Below are 21,373 nucleotides of genomic sequence, written 5' to 3'. Positions count from 1 at the left end.
CTCAGCTCTCCAGGATCTCGACGCGGCCGGTGTTGCCGTCGACACGGATGCGCTGGCCGGTCCGGATCACGGTCGAGGCCGAACCCGTGCCGGTGACGGCGGGCAGGCCGTATTCGCGGCACACGATCGCGGCGTGGCTCATCATGCCGCCGATATCGGTGACGGTGGCCTTGATCTTGCCGAAGATCGGGCCCCACGATGGCGCGGTGATGGTGGCGACGAGGATCTCGCCATCTCGGACCTCGGAGAGCTGTTCGGCCGAAGTGACCACGCGCGCAACGCCTTCCACGATGCCCGGCGAGGCCGCCATACCGGTGATCGCGCCGTCCTCGCTGTCCTCGCCGGCCAGCCACTGCTGCACCTGCTCGGTGGTGATGCCGTAGAGCATCATGGTGAACGGCTCGGTGATCTGGGCCGGCGGAGTATTGAGGGCCGGCTGCGGGCGCCGGGTGCTCAAAGCGTCGATGATGCCGCGGCGGCGTTCGATCTCGGCGGGCCAGTAGTGCGGGCCGGTGGATTCGGCGCCCACCGCCCAGCCGGTGACCAGGTCGAAGATGGCGTCGCGGACCTCGTTGCGGTTGAGGTAGAGCATGTCCGCGGGGTCGGACCAGAACCGGGCCGCGGTGAAGACCCGGGCCAGCTCGCGCACCTTGCGCCAGAACACGCCCATCGTCCAATGCTCGATGTAGAAGTTGTGGTTCTCGACGTAGGGGTAGGCGGTGGCGGCCAGGCCGCGCTTGGCGTCGAATTGCTCGCGCAGTTCGCCGTCGAGCAGGTCGCGGTACTCGGCGACGATCCGCTCCTTCTCGGCGATCAGTTCCGCGACCGGACGCATGATGTCCTGGCCCGCGTCGAGGCGGCGGATGTAGTCCGCGATGTAGCCGAGCGGGATCTCCTGGTACTCCGTCCAGTACTTGTCGTGGCCGTAGAAGCCGTTGCCGACGGTGAAGTTGAACCACGGGTCCTGCGCGGCCTCGTAGGCGGCCAGCCAGTCGTGCCCGCCGGCCTCGGCGACCGCGCGCAGCGTGGCCTCGACATCATCCGTGTCGCCGAAAGCGGCCTGCAGATTCATCTCGACGGCCTTGACGGCCAGCTTCTTCAGCTCGTCGTCGGGACGGAACAGCTCCATGTTCACCCCCTGGACCATCTTCGCGATGGCTTGGTCGGGGATGCCGGGGAAGGCCGCCTTGCAGAAGCCGAAGAACTCGAGGTACGCCAGGTAGCCGAGGTTGAGGAACTCGAAGTGGTACTGCCAGTTGCGGTAGAGCAGGGCGATGAGGCGGTCGTAGTTCTCCATCAGCACCTGGGAACCGTCCATTGCGACACCGGCGACGATGTCGTCGAAGGGCACCGCGTCCGGTAGTGCGGCGAACTCGAGCGACTCCATCTCGTCGATGGTGGCGCCGACCTTGGTGCGCCAGGCCGCGAGCAGGCTGTCCCAGTTCTGGAAGTAATGACCGGCGCGGCGCTCGAATTCCGGTACCCGCGAAGCGATCTGGTCCTCCGGCACCGGCACCGGGCTCATGTACAGGTAGCCGAGGTGGATCTTGAACTCGATGCCGTTGGCCGGAGGGATCAGCAGATGCCGGGTGTTGTACTGGCCGAGACATTTCACTGCGAACTCACCGCCGATCGTCTCGAAGGGTTTGAAGACGGTCGGCCAGTGCTGGCTGTCGCAGAACCAGAACTTCTCGTCACCGCCCGGGGCGTTGTCGAACACGAGGTTGTACGGATACAGCTGCTCCCAGCCCTCCGCCCCGGTCGGCACCTCGATCTCCGAGGGCTTCGGGAAAGACTTCATTGTCTGGTCGATCGTCATTCGAGTTCCTTTGCGGGAGTCCGGGTTCAGCGGCGGCTGAGGGCGGTCGGGCCGGTGAGGCCGGCGAAGGAGAAGCTGGGCATGCCCGAGGCCTTCGTGCTCGTGGCGCCGGCCTTCGGGGTGGCGGCCACCGCGGTGGCCGCCGTCGTAGGGTTTACCGAGTGCACCGTCTCCGGGCGCGACTGCAGCAGCAGGAGGTTCTCGCCGTCGGGCAGGTCGGCATCGAGCGCCCATTCGATGTCCTGCGGGCAGCGATAGTGCTTCTCGGCGCGCTTGGCCATGGCGGCGACAGCGAGCAGCTGATCGTCGGTGAGGCAGCGCACGGCGCGGCGTTCGGCCTGGACCTCGCGTTCGACGAGCGCGCCGGTGAGCGGGTCGGGCACGAGTTCGGCGTGCTTGTCGCCGATGTGCTGGCGCACGACGGTCAACATCACCTTGTCGAGCAGGATGTTGTCCGGTGTCACCTGGCCCGACACGACCATCTCCCCGACGCCCCAGGAGGCATCGACAACGATCTTGGAGCGGTCGCCGTTGGCGGGGTCGAGGGTCATGGCGACGCCGGCGGCGCGGGCGTTGACCATCTTCTGCACCGCGACCGCCATCGACAGGTCCGTCTCGGGGATGCTGTTGCGCAGCCGGTAGGTGATGGCCCGGCTGGTGTAGAGCGAGGCCCAGCAGCGGCGCAGGTGCTCGTTCACGGCGTCGTAGCCGGTGAGCCACAGGTAGGTGTCCTGCTGGCCGGCGAAGCTCGCGTCGGGCAGGTCCTCGGCGGTCGCCGACGAGCGGACCGCGACCGGCACGTCTTCGGCGAATCGCGACATGAGCTGGTCGTAGGCGGTGTGGAACACGCCCCGCATGTCCTCGGGGACCGCGCGGGCCTCGATGCCGGCGCGGATCTGCGCCGAGACCCGATCGACACACGCGACATCGTCCGGGTCGATCTCGGCCAGCTTGACACGGATCTCCTCGCGCAAGCCGGTGCCGTCGACGAAGTGATCGAAAGCGGTTGTGGTGACGGCGAATCCGGGCGGCACGGGCATGCCCGCGGCGGTCAGCGAGACCAGCGAGGCGCACTTGCCGCCGAGCAGCTGCAGGCTGGGTTCGCAGCCGCTGTCGAAGAAGACGATGTAGTCGTTCACGGATCAGTCCTCCCAGGTGACCGGAACCGCGACGGGGGCGCGGAAGGAGAGGTTGTCGCCGAAACGGATGTCGGCGGTATCGGCGAGACGGAGATTGGGCGCGCGGCGGGCGACCTCTTCGAGCGCGACCCTGGCCTGGAGTTTGGCGAGCATGTTTCCCAGGCAGTAGTGGATGCCGTAGCCGAAGGCGAGGTGCTCGCGGGCGTTGGGACGGTCGATGTCGAACTGCTCGCCCTGATCGAACCGGGACTCGTCACGGTTGGCCGAACCCATCAGCAGCAGGATGTCGGCGCCCTCGGGGATCGCCACGCCGCCGATCTCGGTGTCGCGCAGCGCCCGTCGGCGCCAGGCGACGATGGAGGGGCTGTAGCGCAGCACCTCGTCGACCGCGGCGGGAATGCGGGAGGGGTCCGCTACGATCGCGCGCCACTGCTCGGGATGCGACAGAAGTACCCGCAGAGCGTTGGAGATCAGCGTCGTGGTGGTCTCGTGGCCCGCGAACAGCAGCGAGTAGCACAGCGAGGCGATCTCATGATCGCTGATCGGATCGCCGCCGGCCTGCATGCGGACCAAGTCGCCGACCAGGCTGTCGGGCTGCGTCTCGTGGGCGTGGGCCACCAGCCTGCGGCACTCGGACCAGTACTCGACGAGGTTGTGGGCGTGCGGGATCTGCTCCTCGTCGGTCAGATCGCCCCAGGTCATCGCGGCTCGGGAATCCGACCAGCGCTTGAAGGTATCGATCTTGGTCACGTCGGCACCGATCAGCGTGAGGATCGTGACGGTGGGCACGTCGTAGGCCAGATCGCGGACCAGGTCGCCGCGCCGCCCCGGACGAGCCAGCATCGTGTCGAGCAGCTGCACGACATTGGCGCGGATCTGCGGCTCGAGCATCTTGTACCGGCGGGGGGTGAACGCCTTGGCGGCGACCTTGCGGATCCGGGTGTGCTCGGGCGGAATCCGGGCGGACAGGCCGGAGTAGGCGGTGAAGCCGCCGTCCTCCATGATCTGGCCGGCCTGCGGGCCACGTTCCCGGACCGGCGCCTGCGCGTTCTCCGAGGAGAAGGTCTTCCAATCCTCGAACACCGCTTTGATGTCGTCGTACCGGCTGACCACCCAGTAGCCGATCCGCTCGTCGTACATCACCGGGTCCTCCGCGCGGAGGGCGGCGTAGGCCGGGAACGGGTCGTCCTGAGCAAACGGCCGGTAGCCGTGATGGACGGGGCACCCGGTGGCGGTCCGGTCCGGGGTCGGGGTCGGGGTCATCCCGCCTCCTGTCATGTCTCGCAGGTCGTCGTGTGACGACCCCCCATCATCGTGGTGGGCGTCACAGCCCGCGTCCACGCAGTACTTCCGTTGAACGGAAGTGGATAGGAGTTCCCCCCGCTCAGGATCGTCGCGGGGAACGTCTGGGAATCTGGGCCAGACTGGGCTGAGGCCGGCTCGCAGCGACCTCGATGCGGTGCGCGATGCCGCGCAGGGTCGGTAGATGGCGCGTCATGTTCGTGCCGCGAGTGGAGAGCATCACCAGACCGATCGCCGCCGGATGCGGGTCCAGCCGCACCGGCACAGCTATCGAGCAGGATCCTTCCCGGACCTCCTCCTGAGTGGTGGCGTAACCCTCGTCACGCACCTTCTGGAGTTCGGCCGCCAGCCGGCCGGGATTGATGTGGGTGTGTTTGGTGGCTGCCTCGAGCCGGTGCGCCAGGTAAGCGTCACGGACCCAGTCCTCCTCGTAGGCGAGCAGCACCTTGCCGACTGCGGTCGCGTGCAGCGGCAGGCGGCCGCCGACTCGTGAGGCGCGCGGAACCCGGGTCGAGCCGTAGATGCGGTCGATATAGAGGGCCTCGTCGCCGTCGCGGATGGCGATGTGCGCGGTCTCCTGAGTGAGGGAGAACAGGTCCTGGAGATGGGGGCGGGCGGTGTCGCGCAGATGACGGCCCGCGTTCTGGGCCACCGTCCACAGCCGCAGCCCGACGGTGTAGCGCCCACGGTCGTCGCGTTCGAGTGCGCCCCATTCGACCAGTTCGCCGACCAGCCGGTGCGCGGTGGGCAACGGCAGGTCGGCGAACTCGGCGAGGTCGCTGAGCGACAACGCGTTCGGACCGCTCTCGAAGGCGCCGAGCAAGGCCAGCGCCTTCGAGGTCACCGTGCGGCCGCTGGGCATCGGGCCTCCTGTGGGGTCGTCGAGTGTCCACCCGCGGATGCCGCGGGTGTGTTCTCAGCCGAGGGCGATCCGCTGGGGAACGCTGTCGATCGTCGCGACCGCGGCCAGCGCTCGGGCGATGGTCCGTGCGGCGTCGGTGAACAGGTGGTCGTGGACCCTGCTGCTGATCAGCAGACGCGCCTGCGGCCGGGTCAGGCCGAACCAGTCCATCACAGTCTCCACGCCGTGCGGGGTCAGCCGCCACAGTTTGTCCGCGTCCTTGACCAGCGAGTCCTCGAGTCCGAGCGTGACGCTGCGCGAATCGTGGCCGTCGATGATCGCGACGATCCGGTCGATCTTCGCCCGGTCGTGGCCGAGGTCGCCGAGGATCTCGGCAGCGATCGCCGCGCCCTTCTTCTCGTGTCGCAGGACCAGGTCGATGCGGCCCGCGCCAGGCTGGATGGCCTCGAGCACCTGGTCTTCGGGGACCGTCGACCAGCCGGTGTCGTGCAGGATGATCGCCGGCAGCACGATGTCGCGGTCGGCCTCGGGGTGCAGGTCGCACAGCGCGGCGGCCAGGCCGTAGGCATAGGCGGTGTGCACGTCGTTGCTGCGCACGTGCAGGTAATGCACGGCCCGCTGCCAGACCGCGTCATCCTGCGCGCGGAAGCCCGTGATGCCGGGGACATCGGCGAGATCGGGGAGAAACCCGGTCACGTCGTGGCCGAGCTGGTTTCCGGCCGGAAGCCGGCGCGGCACGGGCACGCTCGTCACCACTGCGGCCAGCCGGTGTAGGCCTCGGCGAGGTAGGTCGATCCGGCGATCGAGCTGGTCAGCGCGACCAGTTCGCCTTCCTGCCTGCGCACGTCGAACGCAGTGGCGTCGGGCAGCGTGTGCAGCATGGTGGTCATCCAGTAGGAGAAGTGCTGGGCCTTCCAGATCCGGTCCAGCGCCCGTTCGCTGTAGGTCGCCAGCGGTGTGATGTCGTCCGCCGCGAGCGCGCGTTGGAGTTCTTCCGCGAGCACGCGCACGTCGGCGAGGGCGAGATTGAGGCCCTTCGCGCCGGTGGGCGGGACGGTGTGGGCGGCATCGCCGGCGAGCACGAGCCGACCATGATGCATGGGTTCCTGGACGAAGCTGCGGAACGGCAGCACCGTCTTGGCGATGATCGGCCCCTCGTTGAGGTGGTAGCCGTTCGCGCCGACGCGGGCCTGCAGTTCGGCCCAGATCCGGTCTTCGGACCAGTCGTCGACGTTCTCGGCCGGATCGCACTGGAAGTACATGCGCTGCAGGGTTTCGGTGCGCTGGCTGATCAGCGCGAAGCCGCGGGGGGAGTGGTTGTAGATCAGTTCGGGCGCGCTCGGCGGCGCTTCGGCGAGGACGCCGAACCAGGCGAAGGGGTATTCGCGGAAGTACTGTCGCCGCTCGTCGGCGGGCACCTGCTGGCGGCACAAGCTGCGCGAGCCGTCCGCGCCGACGAGGAAGTCCGCACGGATCTGGTGGCCGATTCCGTCCGCGTCTGTGAAGCGCAGCACGGGGACATCGGTGGTGAGGTCGCCGACCGACACGTCGGTGACGCCGAACCGCACGTCGCCGCCGTCGCGGCGGCGGGCGTCGGCGAGGTCGGCGAAGACGTCGGTTTGCGGATAGAGCTGGGTCGACGCACCGACCAGGCCCTGGAAGTCGATGCGGTGACCGCCGCCGCCGAAGGCCAGTTCGATGCCGTCGTGGCGGTAGCCGTCGCGGTGCACCCGGTCGGAGACGCCGGTGTCGACCAGTAGGTCCACCGAGCCTTGTTCGAGAATGCCCGCTCGATGGGTTTCCTCGATCTCCCTGCGGGCGCGCACATCGACCGCTACGGAGTCGATGCCCGCCTGGGCGAGCAGGTGGGAGAGCATGAGCCCGGCGGGGCCCGCGCCGACGATCGCGATCTGCGTACGACTCTGGGTGTATGAGGGGAACATGGCCGGAATTCTGGGACCGGCACGCCCGCCCGAGCCATGCCGTTCTTCCGTCCAGCGGAACCAGCGTCAGTCTGCGAGCGGTCCGGGGATGCTGCGGCCGATGCCGCGGGCGGCGACCTGTAGTGCGCTGACCAGCCGTGGGCGGTTCCCGCGATCGAGGCCGGGCACGACGACGCCGAGCGCGGCCACCACCTGCCCGCTCGCACGGATCGGGACGGCCACCGAGCAGGCACCCAGGCTCATCTCCTCGACCGTGGTGGCGTAGTCGTCGGCGAGCACCTTGTCGAGCTGGCGGCTCAGGACACCCGGTTGACTCACTGTGAAGGGGGTTATGCGCGGCAGGTCGGCGAGCACCTCGGCGCGGACGTCGGCCGGTGCGTTCGCGAGCAGTACCTTGCCGACGCCGGTGGCGTGCAACGGAAGTCGTGAGCCGATCGAGCTGACCACCGGCACCGAGGCGTGCCCGGAGAGCCGGTCGACGTAGAGCACCTGCCGGCCGTCGCGCACGGCGAGGTGCACGGTGGCCAGGGTCGCGCCGTACAGGTCGTGCAGGTAGGGCGAGGCGAGCCGGCGTAGTCCCGACTGCACGGGCGCGAGCAGACCGATGTCCCAGAGCCGGCGTCCGATGACGTAATGCCCCGACTCGGTGCGGCCGAGCGCTCCCCAGGCGATCAGTTCGCCGACCAGCCGGTGGGCTGTCGGCAGTGGCATGTCGGCGCGGGTCGCGAGTTCGGTGAGCGTGAGCCGCCGGTGTTGCTGATCGAAGGCGCCCAGGATCGCCAGTGCGCGACTGGTCACCGAGAGTCCGTGCCGGGTGGAGTTGCCTGCCATGGCAACAGCCTTCCGTCCAGTGGAAGCGCAGGCAAGTCGCCGTGGCCGTGCCGGGCTTACGGTACGGCCGTGACCCAGACCCAGCAGACGTCCGTCGCACCGTCGGCCGACCCCGACTCGGCATCGGCGAGCCAGAACGACATCAACGCCGAAATCGCCGCGATCACAGCGGATTACGCGGCCGCCGGCACCGTCGAGACCCAGCCGCGACTGGACTACCCGCCCTACCGCAGCAGCCTGCTGCGCCACCCCACCAAGGACCCGCACCATGCCGACCCGGAGACGATCGAGCTGTTCGCACCGGTGTTCGGTCAGCGCGACGTCGCCCGGCTCGAGTCGGACCTGACCATCCAGGACGGTGGCGAACCCATCGGCGAGCGGATCGTGGTGACCGGCCGGGTGCTCGACGGCGAGGGCCGTCCGGTACGCAATCAGCTCGTCGAGATCTGGCAGGCCAACGCCGCCGGTCGCTACATCCACAAGCGTGACCAGCATCCGGCCCCGATCGACCCGCACTTCACCGGTGTCGGACGCACCCTCACCGACGGTGAGGGCCGCTACCGCTTCACCACCGTCAAGCCGGGCCCATACCCGTGGAAGAACCACCACAACGCCTGGCGGCCAGCGCACATCCACTTTTCGCTGTTCGGCACGGATTTCACTCAGCGCCTGGTCACCCAGATGTATTTCCCGGGCGATCCGCTGTTCTCGCTCGACCCGATCTATCAGTCCATCGTCGACCCGGCCGCCCGCGCGCGACTGGTCGCGACCTACGACCACGACGTGACCCGACACGAGTGGGCCACCGGCTACCGCTGGGACATTGTGCTCACCGGCAGCCGCCGCACCCCGATGGAGGACCCCGCATGAGCACACTCGCGCCGACCCCAGGCCAGACCGTCGGCCCGTTCTTCGGCTACGCGCTGCCCTTCGACGGCGGCGCCGAACTGGTGCCGCCCGGCCATCCGCGGGCGATCCGCCTGCAGGGCAAAGTATTCGACGGTGCGGGCCAACCGATCCCGGACGCGCTCGTCGAACTGTGGCAGGCCGACGAGAACGGGACGGTCGCACAGGTCGAAGGCTCCCGGGCCCGTGACGGCTGGACCTTCACCGGCTTCGGCCGCACCCCCGTCGACGACACCGGCCACTACAGCTTCACCACGCTGCGGCCCGGGGCGACCGAACCGGGCCGCGCGCCGTTCTTCGCGATCACCGTGTTCGCGCGCGGCCTGCTGCACCGGCTGTGCACCCGCGCCTACCTGCCGCTCGACGGCGACGCCGTGGCGGCCGACCCACTACTGTCGACGGTGCCGCGCGACCGGCGCGCCACCCTGATCGTTCGCCCCGACGAGCACGGCTTCGTGTTCGACATCCGGCTGCAGGGTCCCGGCGAAACAGTCTTCCTCGACTTCGGGGATCGCTGATGCCCGCCCTGCTGTGGCCCGGCGACGACCGCGCGGGCGACCATCTCGGCGACTCGCAGGTGGTCGCGGCCATGCTGCGGGTCGAAAGCGCTTGGCTGGCAACGCTGATCGATGCCGGCATCGCCCCGGCAGCCGCCGCGGCCGATCTGGGCGAGCAGGCCGGCGCTGTCGATCCGGAGGCGCTGGCGGTGGCGGCCGAGGCGGGCGGCAATCCTGTGATCCCGCTCGTGCGGCAGCTGCGCGAACGCCTGGCCGGCACCCATCCGGAGACCGCGCGCTGGCTGCATCGTGGCCTGACCAGTCAGGACGTGCTCGACACGGCGCTCGTGCTCGGTGTGCGCGAGACCACCGACGCGATGTTGGCGAGGATGAATGCGCAGGTGGACTCGCTGGCCGAGCTCGCCGAGCGGCACCGGGCCGATGTGGCGGCCGGTCGCACCCTGACCCAGCACGCTGTCCCTGTCACCTTCGGCCTCACGGCGGCTCGGTGGCTCTACGGCGTGCTCGAGGCCCGCGACGACCTGTGCGACGCACGCGACCGGCTGCCTGTCCAGATCGGCGGCGCGGCAGGCACTCTTGCCGCCCCGGCCGAGCTGCTGCGCCGCAGCGGCGTCGGCGGTGACGCGCTCGCCCTGGCTCGCGCCGCGGCCGAACGGCTCGACCTGCCCTGGGCGCCGCCGTGGCACACCGTGCGTGCCCCACTCACCCGGCTCGCCGACGCCCTCACCCGGGCCGTCGATGCCTGGGGCCAGATCGCGGCCGACGTGCTGGTGCGCGCCCGACCCGAGATCGCCGAGCTCGCCGAACCGGCCGGTAGCGGGCGCGGCGGCTCCTCGACGATGCCGCAGAAGGCCAATCCGATCCTATCGATCCTGGTGCGCCGGGCCGCCCTCACTGCCCCCGGTCTGGCCGCTCAGCTTCACCTCGCTGCCGCAGACGCCGTGGACGAACGTCCCGACGGCGCGTGGCACACCGAGTGGATGCCGCTGGTCCAGCTCGCCAGGCTCGGCCTGACGGCCGCCGATCAGACGGCCGAACTGCTGGCCGGGCTGCACGTCGACACCGGCCGCATGGCGCGGCTCGTGCAGGCCACCGCATCCGGTCTGCTGGCCGAACAGCGCAGCCTCACCGCGCTGGTGGAGGGACCCCCGGAACCGGATTTCGACCCGGCGCACTATCTCGGCGGCACCGACGCCCTGATCGACGACATCGTGCGTCGCGCCCGGACCGCGGACCGCACACGTTCGGGGGGACGACGATGACGATCCCGACTGTCACCGGCGTGCAGCTCGGCGGGTCCGCCGATCTGCCTCTGCTGGTCTGCGGCCCCTCGCTGGGCACGTCGGCGGCCGCGCTGTGGTCGGACGCGGCCGGTCTGCTGGCCGAACACTTCCACGTCGTCGGCTGGGACCTGCCCGGCCACGGCCACAACAGGGCCGACGTGACGGCAGGGTTCACGATGGCCGAATTGGCCGAGGGCGTACGCATTTTCGTCGACGGCGTGCTCGTCGAGCGCGGCGAGCCCGGCGGCAGCTTCTTCTACGCCGGTGACTCGGTCGGCAGCGCGGTGGGACTGCAGCTGCTGCTCGGCCACCCGGCCCGGGTCACCGGCGCTGTGCTGGCCTGTACCGCGGCACGAATCGGCGATGAATCGATGTGGCGGGAGCGTGCCGAGCTGGTCCGGGCCGCGGGCACCCCGGTCATGATCGAAGGCTCGGCCAGACGTTGGTTCGCCCCAGGATTCGTCGATCAGCGCCCGGAAACCGTTGCAGCGCTGCTGCATTCGCTCGCCGACGCCGACGCGGCGGGGTATGCCGCAGTGTGTGACGCCCTGGCAACCTTCGATGTACGCGCCGACCTGGACCGGATCGAGACTCCGCTCGTGGCGCTGGCCGGCGCCTACGACCTCGCCACCCCGGTGGCCGCCATGGCCGAGCTGGCGCACAGTGTCGGCAACGGCAGACTGGTCGTCCTGGAATGGGTCGCGCACCTGGCCCCCGCCGAGTCTCCCGGTGACACGGCGCGAATCATTCGCCAGGCGGCGGGATTCGAGCCCGGCCCCGGCGCCGCGGCAGGACCTGCTACCGGGCCCCATTCCGGAGAGAACGCTGAGGCGCAGGCGTTGACGGTGGACGACAGGCGAGCGGCGGGCATGGCCGTGCGCCGCGCCGTGCTCGGCGACGCTCACGTCGACCGCGCCACCGCGGCGGTGACCGATCTGACCCGCGAATTCCAGGAGTTCATCACCGATTACGCCTGGGGTGGCATCTGGACCAGGCCCGGGCTGGATCGCCGCAGCCGGTCGATGATCACGCTCACCGCGCTCATCGCCCGCGGCCACCACGACGAACTCGCGATGCACCTGCGAGCGGCCCGGACGAACGGTCTCACCGACGAGGAGATCACCGAGGTTCTCCTGCAGTCGGCGATCTACTGCGGTGTCCCGGACGCGAACACCGCCTTCCGCATCGCGCAGCAGACACTGACCGAACCCAGAGGAAGGAACACCCGATGACGGGCTCTCCGCCGTCCTATCTGTACGACGCGGTGCGCACGCCGTTCGGGCGCTTCGGCGGCGCGTTCGCCGAAACCCGGCCCGACGATCTGGCTGCTGTGACGCTGAATGCGGTGATCGACCGCACCGGGCTCGACCCGGCCGCGGTCGACGAGGTCGTGCTCGGCAATGCCAACGGGGCGGGCGAGGAGAACCGCAACGTTGCCCGCATGGCCGCTCTGCTGGCAGGCCTGCCGGTGTCGGTGCCCGGCTCGACGGTCAACCGCTTGTGCGGGTCCTCGCTGGACGCCGCTGTGGCCGGTTCGCGTGCGATCGAGACCGGCGACGCGGATATCGTCCTCACCGGCGGCGTCGAATCGATGACGCGCGCGCCCTGGGTGCTGCCCAAGCCCTCCCGCGCCTTCCCCGCCCGCGATGCCGAGCTGGTTTCCACGACGCTGGGCTGGCGACTCGTCAATCCGGCGATGCCGAAGGAGTGGACGGTTTCGCTCGGCGAGTCCAACGAGCAGTTGCGCGAGATCCACGGCGTCTCCCGGGAACGTCAGGACGAGTTCGCCGCGCGCTCGCACCGGCTCGCCCACGCCGCCTGGGAATCCGGCTTCTATGACGACCTGGTCGTAGGTGTTCCCGGCGTCGGGTTGGTCCGCGACGAGGGCATCCGACCCGATACGACCCCGCAGACCCTGGCCGGGCTGAAGGCGTCGTTCCGGGCGGACGGCACCATCACCGCCGGCAACGCCTCACCGCTGAGCGATGGCGCCTCGGCCGTGCTGCTGGGCTCCGCGGCCGCCGCGGACCGGATCGGCCGGGACCCGCTGGCCCGCATCGCCGGCCGCGGCACCCACGCGGTCGAACCACATCGCTTCGGTTACGCCCCGGTCGATGCGGCCGAGAAGGCGCTCGCCCGGGCGGGCATCGGCTGGTCCGAGGTCGGCGCGATCGAGCTCAACGAGGCGTTCGCGGTGCAGTCACTGATCTGCCTCGATGCCTGGAAGGTCGATCCGGACATCGTCAACATCAAGGGCGGTGCGATCGCCCTGGGTCACCCGCTGGGCGCATCCGGTGGCCGCATCCTCGGCACCCTTGCCGCGGTGCTGCGCGCCGAGAACCATCGCTGGGGCGTGGCCGCCATCTGCATCGGCGTAGGGCAGGGCATGGCCGTCGTGCTGGAGAACGAGGAGGCCGCGTGACAACCGCCCATCTGACCGACGCAGATGCCGCCGTCGCCGACATCCCCGACGGCGCGACCGTGCTGATCGGCGGGTTCGGTACCGCCGGGCAGCCGATGGAACTGATCGACGCGCTGCGCCGCCACGGCGCCAGGGACCTGGTCGTGGTGAACAACAACGCAGGCAATGGCGATCACGGGCTCGCGGCACTGCTGGCAACCGGCAACGTTCGCAAGATCATCTGCTCGTTCCCGCGTCAGCGCGACTCATGGGTCTTCGACGAGCTCTACCGTTCCGGTCGCATCGAACTCGAGGTGGTGCCGCAGGGCAATCTCGCCGAGCGGCTGCGGGCCGCGGGTGCCGGCATCGGCGCGTTCTTCTCGCCGACGGGGGTGGGCACCACACTGGCCGAAGGGAAGGAGCAGCGCACCATCGACGGCCGCGACTACGTGCTCGAATACCCCATCCGCGGCGACTTCGCGCTCATCAAGGCCCATCGCGCCGACCGCATGGGAAATCTCGTCTATCGCAAGACCGCTCGCAACTTCGGTCCCGTGATGGCGACCGCCGCGAGCACGACCATCGTCCAGGTCGGTGATGTCGTCCAGACCGGCGATCTGGACCCGGAGAACATCATCACCCCCGCCATTTTCGTGGACCGGGTGGTGCGTCTGTCCGGTCCGACCGAATTGGCCCAGGAAGGAGCCGCGGGATGACCAGTGGAACGTGCACCGAACACATCGACCGGGGTCCGTTGGACAAACATGAACTCGCCGCGTTGATCGCGGCCGGTATCCCGCAGGGTGCCTTCGTCAACCTCGGTATCGGCCAGCCCACCACGGTCGCCGACCATCTCGCACCCGAGCAGGGCGTGGTGCTGCACACCGAGAACGGCATGCTCGGCATGGGTCGGGCCGCGGTCGGCGACGAGGTCGACCCCGACCTGATCAATGCGGGCAAGGTGCCCATCGTGGAGACGCCCGGGGCCTCCTACTTCCACCATGCCGACTCGTTCGCCATGATGCGCGGCGGCCATCTCGACGTGTGTGTGCTCGGTGCGTTCCAGGTGTCTCGCGCTGGCGATCTCGCCAACTGGCACACCGGCGCGTCCGACGCCATCCCTGCCGTCGGCGGGGCTATGGATCTCGCCATCGGTGCGAAGCAGGTCTTCGTGATGATGTCGCTGTTCACCCGCGACGGCACGTCGAAACTGGTCGAGGAGTGCACCTACCCGCTCACCGGACGACGCTGCGTCAGCCGGGTCTACACGGACCACGCAGTGTTCGAGCTCGGTCCCGAGCGGGTGCGGGTCCGCGCAACCTACGGAATCTCGCTGGACGAGCTGCGCAGCAGGACGGGGTTGGAATTGGACTGTTGAAGGTCAGCAGAGGTGGGTTCGGTCAGCGCAGGAAAGCGGCCTTCTCGGAGCGGATTTACCCACTGACTCTTGTGTGTTGGGAGCGAAAACTGCTCGACAGTCGTGGCTGAGGTGCCGTTTGATCACCCCCATGGGTTTGGCACGCAAAGGGACTCGAATTATCCACGTGGACGGCGTGGACTACCGATGGGTGGTGGCTCCGAACGATGAACGGGGACTGGCCATCGTCGTCGAGATCGCCGACGGTCCTGGACAGCGAATGGCGACCTGGGTCAATCACGACACAGTGATAGCCCCTGGGCTGGTCGCGGAGGTGATCCGGTCCGCGCTCGGTCGGGGCTGGTCGCCTCAGAGACCTGGCGTACAGGCGACCTACTAACGGGAGCTGTCCGCCGCCGACGTGCAGCTCGAGATCGCCGCGGGGTCGTTGATCATCAGCATGAGCGGATGTTCTGCACCGCACCAGGTTCCGGCCGCCGGTGCTGGCCTGCGCCACCCGTCCTGGCGCGGACTCCGCTTCGACCGCTCACCAGCGGACATCTCAGTGCCCGAGCACAACTGAGCTCCCGGCGCGCGGTCGGGCTTGTCGGCACCGTTCGGGATGCGTACCAGCGACCGGTGTTTCACAATCTTGCTCACCGGCGTCTCCGGCGCCGGTGTCAGCCCGGCTCGTGTGGTGTAGCCAGCGCGGTGCCGAACCAAGCGGCGGCGAGGTTGGTGAACCAGCGGCGGGTGGCGGTGTCCAGACCGCGCACCCGGGCCAGGCTCAACCAGATCGGCGCCTTGGCGCACACACTGAACCCGCTCAGCAACCCCATCAGCAAGGTGCCGGTGGCCAGCCACGCCAGCGCGCCGGCGAGAGCACTGGCTGCGGCCACTACTGTGAGCCGTAATGGGGTGACCACCTCGTTCCACAGCGAGCGGTGCAAGGCGCTCGACAAGAACAGCAGCAGTCCGATCCCGAGGAACAGGAACGGGATCACCGCGAGCTTGGTCTGGTAGTGGGTGAAGGTCGTCAACAAGGTGACGGGGTAGTCCAGCGGTGACAGCAGCGACCAGCAGCCGCAGCTGCCAGGCGGTGCGCCGGCCGGGCCGCCCCAACACAGCCGCGGCGGCGACCGCATCGCAGTCGGCGGAGGTGAGTGTGACCGGTGCCGTGCACACCGGGCAGGTGCACGGCCCCGTCGATGTCGAGGAACACCTCGATCCCTGGTTCGCCGTGCTCGTAGGCAGCGGCCTGGTAAGCGTGGCGCATCTCCCGGGCGAGGGAGCCCACCGCGTGCATGGCCGCCGAGGCCACCTTGTATCGGTCCTCGGGGGGCTCTGCCGTGACGAATAGCTCCGGGGGCGCCGGGTTGCCTGGTGTGGGCCGGGAAGTCTCGATGGGCACCAGACCGTCGGGGCCGCCGTTGCCGCTGAGCTGATCCCATACCCGTAGCAGCACCCGGATCTGCTGAGTTGGCGCATGGCAGGCATGCAAGAACATCAGAACCTGATCGCGGCTTTTGGGCAGCGTGTTGTTGTCGGGGTGGATGAACCGGTAGGCGGTCGAACGGGGCGGCCGGACGAGGCGGCGGCCCAACCGCTTCCAGCGTCAGTGGCGCGGTTCTGCAATCATTCGGAGACCGGCCCTTGGCGAATCGGGTCGTTGAACCGAGGGGAAGCGCGAAAATGAATCCGCTGTACGAGCGCACCAGCACGATGAGCTCAATCGATCGTCTGGACACGACCTTGCGGGATGCGATCAATGTCCACTCCGAAGCGAACCAGCTCGGCAATGTGCTGGCAGACGCGACGACCGTGTGCGAAACCCGCAGCGTACGGCTGTACAGGAACGGTCTTCTGGCCAAGCTGACCGGGTCGGGCGACCCCGATCGCGAGCACCGGACCGTTGCCCTGCTCACCCCCACCTGCCTCGTGATCGTCGTGGCTGGCGAAAAGCGCGGGATCCACGTCCGCTCAGCGCGGTTGGAAGCGATCTCCGTCAACCCTGGCATCGCCGCCAATATCGATTCAGGCATCCGCGTCGTCGCCCACTGGTCTGGCGAGATCGCAAATCAGGCGATGGCGGGCTTCTACCTTGGCCTCGGAAACGACCAAGCCGGACAGGTATTTCTCGCCACATTCCGCGAAGCTGTCACACGCGCCAAAACCCGCTAGTGTTCTGCGCCTGAAATCCATTGTGCAATTGGAGATTCGCGGCCAGTAAAGACCGGTCGGCCGAAGAAGGCCGAGCCGACGGTGACCGAGGCTCAACGGCAGGAACTGGTGAAGGATGATGCGCGGGCGGCGACGTCGACGAGGACTACCCGTCGATCACTCGATCACACTGCGTGCCGCCTGGCGCTCCTGAAGCATCAGGGCTGCACTACTTGCGCTCATCGAAACACCGACCACGGCGTTGCGATGAGCTGCACCCTGACCGCGGTGGTCATTTTTCACGTGCCGCCGACAACTCGGCACTATTCGCACCGATGGTCCCCGCGCCCCGTGTCGCGGTAGGCGAGGTATTTCCCGGCCCGGGACGGCAGTGGGTGATGAACAGCGGTCCGGCGCTGCGGTCCTTGATCCCACCTCGGGCGGATCCGTCAGCAGGGGTCGGCGGGCGCTTCGAGTGGGGCAGCGACGGCTTCGCCACGCAAGTTCCCGCGTCGCATGCGCAGGTTGATCCTGGCGATGCGGGCTGCGACGGAAGGGTGGGTCAGCGTGAAGTGCGGATCGTGTGTTCGGGCATGCGACAGCAGGAAGTCGCGGAACGCGGGGCCGTAACCAAGGTCGACGGCCACTCGGTCGCACAGGTATTCCTTGCGCCAGCTGAGCCACATCATCGGAAACAGTTGCAGTTCGCAGAGTGCGGCCAGGGCGACGGCGACGCGGACATCGACGGCCGGGAGCATGAGCGCTACCAGGGTGGCGAAGGGGATCGGATAGGCGATCAACAGGACGAGGGCGTGATACATGGTCCATCGATCCCGCCGGGGCAACGTTTCGATCAGCAGTTTCGTCGGGCCGCCGAAGAATGTGAGGGCCGGTGTCGTGCACAGTATTTCGATTGTCCGCAGAAGCCAGCCGCCGATCACATGATGCCCGAGCTCATGTGCGACCAGAGCCCGCAACTGGACCGGGGGCAGCTCACGGACCGCGGATATCGATGCCACGACCAAGCGATGCGATTGTGCGTAGGCAGGCATCCCACGTGTTTGGGATTTGTCCCGCACCATCAGTCGCAGACGGGATTCGGGCATGCCCGCCGCGGCCAGCACATCGTGCCGGGCCGCGATCAACGCCGCGAGGGGCTCCTCGTACTTCCGCGGATACACCGCCTCGTCGGGGTGTCGTGCAGTCGAGCGGCGACGATATTCGTCATCCGGCAGTGCCCAGCTGAGCAGGCGCATGAACAACCAGGCCGCGCAGCGTATGACCCCGACGGCGATGGCCGCCCACAGGCCGACCCACACCGCGAGACTCCGGAGAATGACCAAGGTCGCCGCGGCCCAGGGCAGCGCTACCAGTAGGCGGGTGAGTGGCAGCAGTCTCGCCTCGACAAGCGAGAGGCCGCCGAGCCGGTATTCGGGTGTGGCCGAGCGGGATTCGACCGACATGGCGGATCAGCCCTCCGTGCGGGTGAGGCGCTGTGTTCCTAGCGCTCGCGATCACTTCACGATACGAACCGGCCGAGCGGCCGCATAGCCCCCAGTTCGAATGGGCAGGGCGGCGATCACGGCGCTGACGCAGCCGATGCATTGGAAGGCTTTCCGCTTCACACAACGGCTCCCCTGGGAGGCATGGGCCGGGTGAAAGGTGTGGAAACGACTGCGCCGCTGACCCGTTCGGGGGCGGCGGCACAGGCCCCGTGTGACGCGGTGCGAGCCCTCGACGCAGAGCTCGCACGAGTGCCCTATTAATAGGGACCCCTCAGAGGTCAAACGTCCCGGACACCGACTGATCTTCAGAGATTGACAGCAGGCTGTCGAGGGCTTGCCGGGATCGTTCCAGTCGGTTGATCGCCTCCGACATGCGAGACCGTTCACGCATGAGGTATCCGGCCATCTCCGAGCAGGTCGCGTGCAGCTGACCGGCCCGGTACTCGGTGCACGGGAGCACGATCGCGATGGTCGCGGTGTTCAGGCCCGCGGCCAGCAGCGCGCGGATGATCCCGACCCGAATCACGTCGGCGTCCTCGAATATGCGGTGCCCGCCGGACGTGCGCCGAGGCGACAGCAGCCCCCGTTGTTCGTAGTACCGCAGCAGTCGGTCCGGGACCTGCGTGCGGGCCGCCAGCTCCCCGATCTGCATGTATGGCCTCCATCACTCCGGCTTGATCCTGACACGGATGTCAGGTCCTAACGTCGTGGCGTCCAACACGGGACGACGGAAGGAGATTCCCATGTCAGGAGCGGTCATCATCGGTGCGGGTCCGGGTCTGGCGGCCGCGGTGGCGCGCCGGTTCACACGCGAGGGCCTGCCGGTCGCGCTGATCGCCCGAGGCGCGGGGGTAGCGGATCTGGCGGCGGCGATCGAAACCGACGGTGGGAAGGCCGTGGCCCTGCGCGCCGACGCCACCGACGGTTCGGCCCTTCGGGCCGCCCTCGACGCGGCGGTGGACGCCCACGGGGTGCCGGACGTGCTGGTCTACAACGCCGCGATCATCCAGCGCGACCGGCCCGGCGAGCTGAGTCGCGAGCAGCACCTGCGCGCCTGGGAGGTGAACGTGCTCGGCGCGATGGACGCCGCTGGCCACCTCGCGCCGGCGATGGCCGGGCACGGCGGCGGCACGATCCTTCTCACCGGCGGCATGCCGCTCCCGGACGCCCGCTACGCCAGCCTGTCCCTCGGCAAGGCCGGACTCCGGGCGCTCACCGCGCTGCTCGACCAGGAGTACCGGCCCGGCGGGATCCACGTCGCCACCGTCATCGTCGACTGCCACATGGTGCCCGGCACCGACTCCGACCCCGATCTCGTCGCCGAGCACTACTGGAGGTTGCATCAGCAGCCGAAGGAGCGGTGGCAGCAGGAGGTCGTGCACACGGGCTCGACTCCGGTCTGAACAGCGGGCCGTTCCTGCGGAGCCGACAACTGATACGCCTTCGCCTTGCGCCGGCTGACGATACAGCTGTAGCCCGTCCACTGGCAGTGAATGATCCGCTCGGGGTCGAGGTTCTCACCCAGGAACAGCTGACGGGAGAACACGCCGCGGGTGCGTTCCGCGGCGATCATCGACCGCCCCGGATCCAGCTCCGGGCGCGAGGCATTCACCGTCATATCAGGACGGGGTGCTGCGGTTGTCGATCCCGGTCGCCGAGTCGGGGTCGTTGCCGGTCAGGTCGAACTCCACGAAGAACTCGTCACCGTCGCGCCAGGCATCCATCGGCATCACCACCGGCTGCGCCGGGGTCCCGAGCACGGCGCGGGTCAAACGATCCAAGTCACGGAAGGGATCACCAAAGGGATCGGTGAGTGTCCGGCACCCCGGAGTAGTCGGGCAGCTCAACGCCGTTGATGGCGCGCTCGAGCAGTTCGGTGAACCATTCGCCGGCGAAATCGGGACCCGGCTCGGCGTCCGGCCCGGGGACGTCGCGGCTGCGGGCATTCAACCGGCCGATCTCCTGGTTGGCCTCGACGAACGACCGCATACGCGCCTCGTAGCGGGCGAATCCGGCCGCGGGATCCCATCCGGCGGCGGCCAGTTCACCGGCCAGCAGGTAGGCGCCGACCAGAGCCAACCCGGTGCCCTGCCCGGACATCGGCGATGAGCTGAACGCCGCGTCCCCGAGCAGCCCCACCCGTCCGATCGACCAGCGGTCCATCACCACCTGGGCGACCTGGTCGAGGTAGAAGTCCGGGGTGTCGTCCAGATGCGCCAGGATGTCCGGGGTCAACCAGCCCAGGCCCGCCATCTGCTCACGCAGCAGGCGCTTCTGGGCCTCGACGTCACGGTAGTCGACGTCGAAGTCGGCCGCGGCGAAGTAGAACATGGCCATCGCCCGCGTAGCGTCCTGAATGGGGCGCAGCAGGGCCGAGCGCCCGGACTCCTGGTACTCGAGCAGCCAGCGATCCAGCCCGAACTCGTTGGGCACACTGTAGAAGGCCAGCACGTGCCCGAGGTGGCGGAGGAACCGCTCGTGCGGCCCGAAGACCATCGCGCGCAGCGCTGAGTGCAGCCCGTCCGCCCCGACCACCAGATCGAAGCGGCGCCGGTCGCCGCTTGCGAAACTCACGTCGACCCCATCCGCGTCCTGGGTGAGTTCGGCGATCCGGTCGCCGAAGAGGTACTCGACACCGGCGCGGGTGTCGTCGTAGAGCACCCGCGACAGATCCCCGCGCAGGATCTCGATCTCCGCGATGAACCCGTCGCCGCCGTCGTCGTCCGCGTGGAAGGTCTCCAGCACGTTCCCGTCCGCGTCCACGGTGTACGCGCCGGCGGTCTCGGTGCGGGCCGCGCGCACCGCCGCGTCCAGACCCATCCGGTGGATGACCTCCTTGGCTACTCCGCGCGCGTCCACCGCTTGCCCGCCTGGACGCAGTTCGGGCGCTCGCTCGACTACGGTCACCTCGGCTCCCCGTCGGCGCAACCAGTGGGCCAGCGCGGGCCCGGCGATGCTCGCCCCCGCCACCAACACCCTGGCACCGCTCACCCGCGGCTCCTGCTCACCGGTCAGGATCGTGCACTCCTGCCCGAGGTCGTCGACACTCATCATTGCCTCCATGTGTTTCCTCCCGCACCGGAACGCTCCCCGCACAGGCCCACCGCTGTCGGTGTATCCAGCCGTATCGACTACGGATCCACCCGAAACTCATCGGTGCAGCCGAAATCGCATCCACGCTCCCGCGAACACCCTGAACTCCGCTACCTATCGAACGTCCGGCTGCTCCGTGGCCGACCAGATTGCGATCGGACCGACGATTCCTCACTGCGGGTGAAGGCAAGGACCAGTGCGCCGGTGGTCAGGACCCTTGGAAGCGACTCGGCGACCTGACCCATCGCGCGATG

The 21,373-nt window shown here is 68.7% G+C and carries 21 protein-coding genes and 1 pseudogene; 9 read left to right on the top strand and 13 right to left on the bottom strand.

The annotated features are described in order from the left end of the window. Position 1: 1 nt before the first annotated feature. The 7 genes from AB0L60_RS36105 to AB0L60_RS36075 form a co-directional block, all read right to left on the bottom strand. On the bottom strand, positions 2–1,819 hold the full coding sequence (locus AB0L60_RS36105; RefSeq protein WP_364623789.1) for a PEP-utilizing enzyme: 1,818 nt from the start codon (positions 1,817–1,819) through the stop codon (positions 2–4). Positions 1,820–1,845: 26 nt separating this feature from the next. Then, entirely contained in the window at positions 1,846–2,958 is a 1,113-nt protein-coding gene (locus AB0L60_RS36100) for a PEP/pyruvate-binding domain-containing protein (protein WP_364623787.1), read from the bottom strand. A gap of 3 nt (positions 2,959–2,961) precedes the next feature. After that, positions 2,962–4,221: a cytochrome P450 gene (locus tag AB0L60_RS36095; RefSeq protein WP_364623785.1), complete on the bottom strand. Its 1,260-nt coding sequence runs from the start codon at positions 4,219–4,221 to the stop codon at positions 2,962–2,964. Between the two features lie 121 nt (positions 4,222–4,342). Then, positions 4,343–5,122 carry an IclR family transcriptional regulator gene (locus AB0L60_RS36090; RefSeq protein ID WP_364623783.1) on the bottom strand — a complete coding sequence of 260 codons (780 nt, stop codon included), beginning with the start codon at positions 5,120–5,122 and terminating at the stop codon, positions 4,343–4,345. 54 nt (positions 5,123–5,176) lie between these two features. Next, entirely contained in the window at positions 5,177–5,866 is a 690-nt protein-coding gene (locus AB0L60_RS36085; RefSeq protein WP_364623781.1) for an HD domain-containing protein, read from the bottom strand. 5 nt (positions 5,867–5,871) lie between these two features. Further along, positions 5,872–7,065, bottom strand: a complete 1,194-nt coding sequence (locus tag AB0L60_RS36080) for a 4-hydroxybenzoate 3-monooxygenase (RefSeq protein WP_364623779.1) — start codon at positions 7,063–7,065, stop codon at positions 5,872–5,874. Between the two features lie 66 nt (positions 7,066–7,131). After that, complete coding sequence (locus AB0L60_RS36075) at positions 7,132–7,896, bottom strand: IclR family transcriptional regulator (protein ID WP_364623777.1); 765 nt, start codon at positions 7,894–7,896, stop codon at positions 7,132–7,134. Positions 7,897–7,965: 69 nt separating this feature from the next. Between AB0L60_RS36075 and pcaH the strand changes: the two genes are divergently transcribed. The 7 genes from pcaH to AB0L60_RS36040 are packed head-to-tail and all read left to right on the top strand — an operon-like array spanning position 7,966 to position 14,382. Next, on the top strand, positions 7,966–8,766 hold the full coding sequence (pcaH, locus tag AB0L60_RS36070; protein ID WP_364623775.1) for a protocatechuate 3,4-dioxygenase subunit beta: 801 nt from the start codon (positions 7,966–7,968) through the stop codon (positions 8,764–8,766). Then, positions 8,763–9,320, top strand: coding sequence for a protocatechuate 3,4-dioxygenase subunit alpha (pcaG, locus tag AB0L60_RS36065; protein WP_364623773.1), 558 nt, complete (start codon positions 8,763–8,765; stop codon positions 9,318–9,320). The genes pcaH and pcaG overlap by 4 nt, the downstream gene beginning before the upstream one ends. After that, positions 9,320–10,582 carry a lyase family protein gene (locus AB0L60_RS36060; protein WP_364623771.1) on the top strand — a complete coding sequence of 421 codons (1,263 nt, stop codon included), beginning with the start codon at positions 9,320–9,322 and terminating at the stop codon, positions 10,580–10,582. Before pcaG ends, AB0L60_RS36060 begins: the two co-directional genes overlap by 1 nt. Then, entirely contained in the window at positions 10,579–11,835 is a 1,257-nt protein-coding gene (gene pcaC / locus AB0L60_RS36055) for a 4-carboxymuconolactone decarboxylase (RefSeq protein WP_364623769.1), read from the top strand. The genes AB0L60_RS36060 and pcaC overlap by 4 nt, the downstream gene beginning before the upstream one ends. Continuing rightward, on the top strand, positions 11,832–13,025 hold the full coding sequence (locus tag AB0L60_RS36050) for a thiolase family protein (protein WP_364623767.1): 1,194 nt from the start codon (positions 11,832–11,834) through the stop codon (positions 13,023–13,025). Before pcaC ends, AB0L60_RS36050 begins: the two co-directional genes overlap by 4 nt. Continuing rightward, positions 13,022–13,720, top strand: coding sequence for a 3-oxoacid CoA-transferase subunit A (locus AB0L60_RS36045; RefSeq protein ID WP_364623765.1), 699 nt, complete (start codon positions 13,022–13,024; stop codon positions 13,718–13,720). The genes AB0L60_RS36050 and AB0L60_RS36045 overlap by 4 nt, the downstream gene beginning before the upstream one ends. Then, complete coding sequence (locus AB0L60_RS36040) at positions 13,717–14,382, top strand: 3-oxoacid CoA-transferase subunit B (RefSeq protein WP_364623763.1); 666 nt, start codon at positions 13,717–13,719, stop codon at positions 14,380–14,382. The genes AB0L60_RS36045 and AB0L60_RS36040 overlap by 4 nt, the downstream gene beginning before the upstream one ends. A gap of 659 nt (positions 14,383–15,041) precedes the next feature. Here the strand turns inward: AB0L60_RS36040 and AB0L60_RS36035 are convergent. Next, positions 15,042–15,404, bottom strand: a complete 363-nt coding sequence (locus AB0L60_RS36035; RefSeq protein WP_364623761.1) for a hypothetical protein — start codon at positions 15,402–15,404, stop codon at positions 15,042–15,044. Beyond that, positions 15,398–15,868 carry a hypothetical protein gene (locus tag AB0L60_RS36030; RefSeq protein ID WP_364623759.1) on the bottom strand — a complete coding sequence of 157 codons (471 nt, stop codon included), beginning with the start codon at positions 15,866–15,868 and terminating at the stop codon, positions 15,398–15,400. Before AB0L60_RS36030 ends, AB0L60_RS36035 begins: the two co-directional genes overlap by 7 nt. Before the next feature lie 185 nt (positions 15,869–16,053). On the opposite strand from AB0L60_RS36030, the gene AB0L60_RS36025 reads away from it, so the two are divergent. Beyond that, positions 16,054–16,542: a hypothetical protein gene (locus AB0L60_RS36025; protein WP_364623757.1), complete on the top strand. Its 489-nt coding sequence runs from the start codon at positions 16,054–16,056 to the stop codon at positions 16,540–16,542. Between the two features lie 428 nt (positions 16,543–16,970). Here the strand turns inward: AB0L60_RS36025 and AB0L60_RS36020 are convergent, their stop codons facing one another. Beyond that, a complete protein-coding gene (locus AB0L60_RS36020; protein ID WP_364623755.1) occupies positions 16,971–17,984 on the bottom strand; it encodes a M48 family metalloprotease in 1,014 nt (337 codons plus the stop codon). A 313-nt stretch (positions 17,985–18,297) separates the two neighbouring features. Then, a complete protein-coding gene (locus AB0L60_RS36015; protein WP_364623753.1) occupies positions 18,298–18,678 on the bottom strand; it encodes a MerR family transcriptional regulator in 381 nt (126 codons plus the stop codon). A gap of 91 nt (positions 18,679–18,769) precedes the next feature. Between AB0L60_RS36015 and AB0L60_RS36010 the strand changes: the two genes are divergently transcribed. Continuing rightward, complete coding sequence (locus tag AB0L60_RS36010; RefSeq protein WP_364623751.1) at positions 18,770–19,429, top strand: SDR family NAD(P)-dependent oxidoreductase; 660 nt, start codon at positions 18,770–18,772, stop codon at positions 19,427–19,429. Here AB0L60_RS36010 and AB0L60_RS36005 read toward each other — a convergent pair. Next, positions 19,369–19,873 (bottom strand): annotated as a pseudogene (locus AB0L60_RS36005) (Hsp20 family protein). The gene AB0L60_RS36010 and the pseudogene AB0L60_RS36005 sit on opposite strands and share 61 nt — an antisense overlap. Further along, a complete protein-coding gene (locus AB0L60_RS36000; RefSeq protein WP_364623748.1) occupies positions 19,821–21,077 on the bottom strand; it encodes an FAD-dependent monooxygenase in 1,257 nt (418 codons plus the stop codon). Before AB0L60_RS36000 ends, AB0L60_RS36005 begins: the two are co-directional and overlap by 53 nt. Positions 21,078–21,373 lie beyond the last annotated feature (296 nt).

Origin of the sequence: Nocardia sp. NPDC051981, assembly GCF_040680715.1 — a bacterium.
GTDB lineage: Bacteria > Actinomycetota > Actinomycetes > Mycobacteriales > Mycobacteriaceae > Nocardia.
The sequence above is the reverse complement of the archived record's forward strand: the minus strand, read 5'-3'. Positions and strand labels throughout refer to the sequence as shown.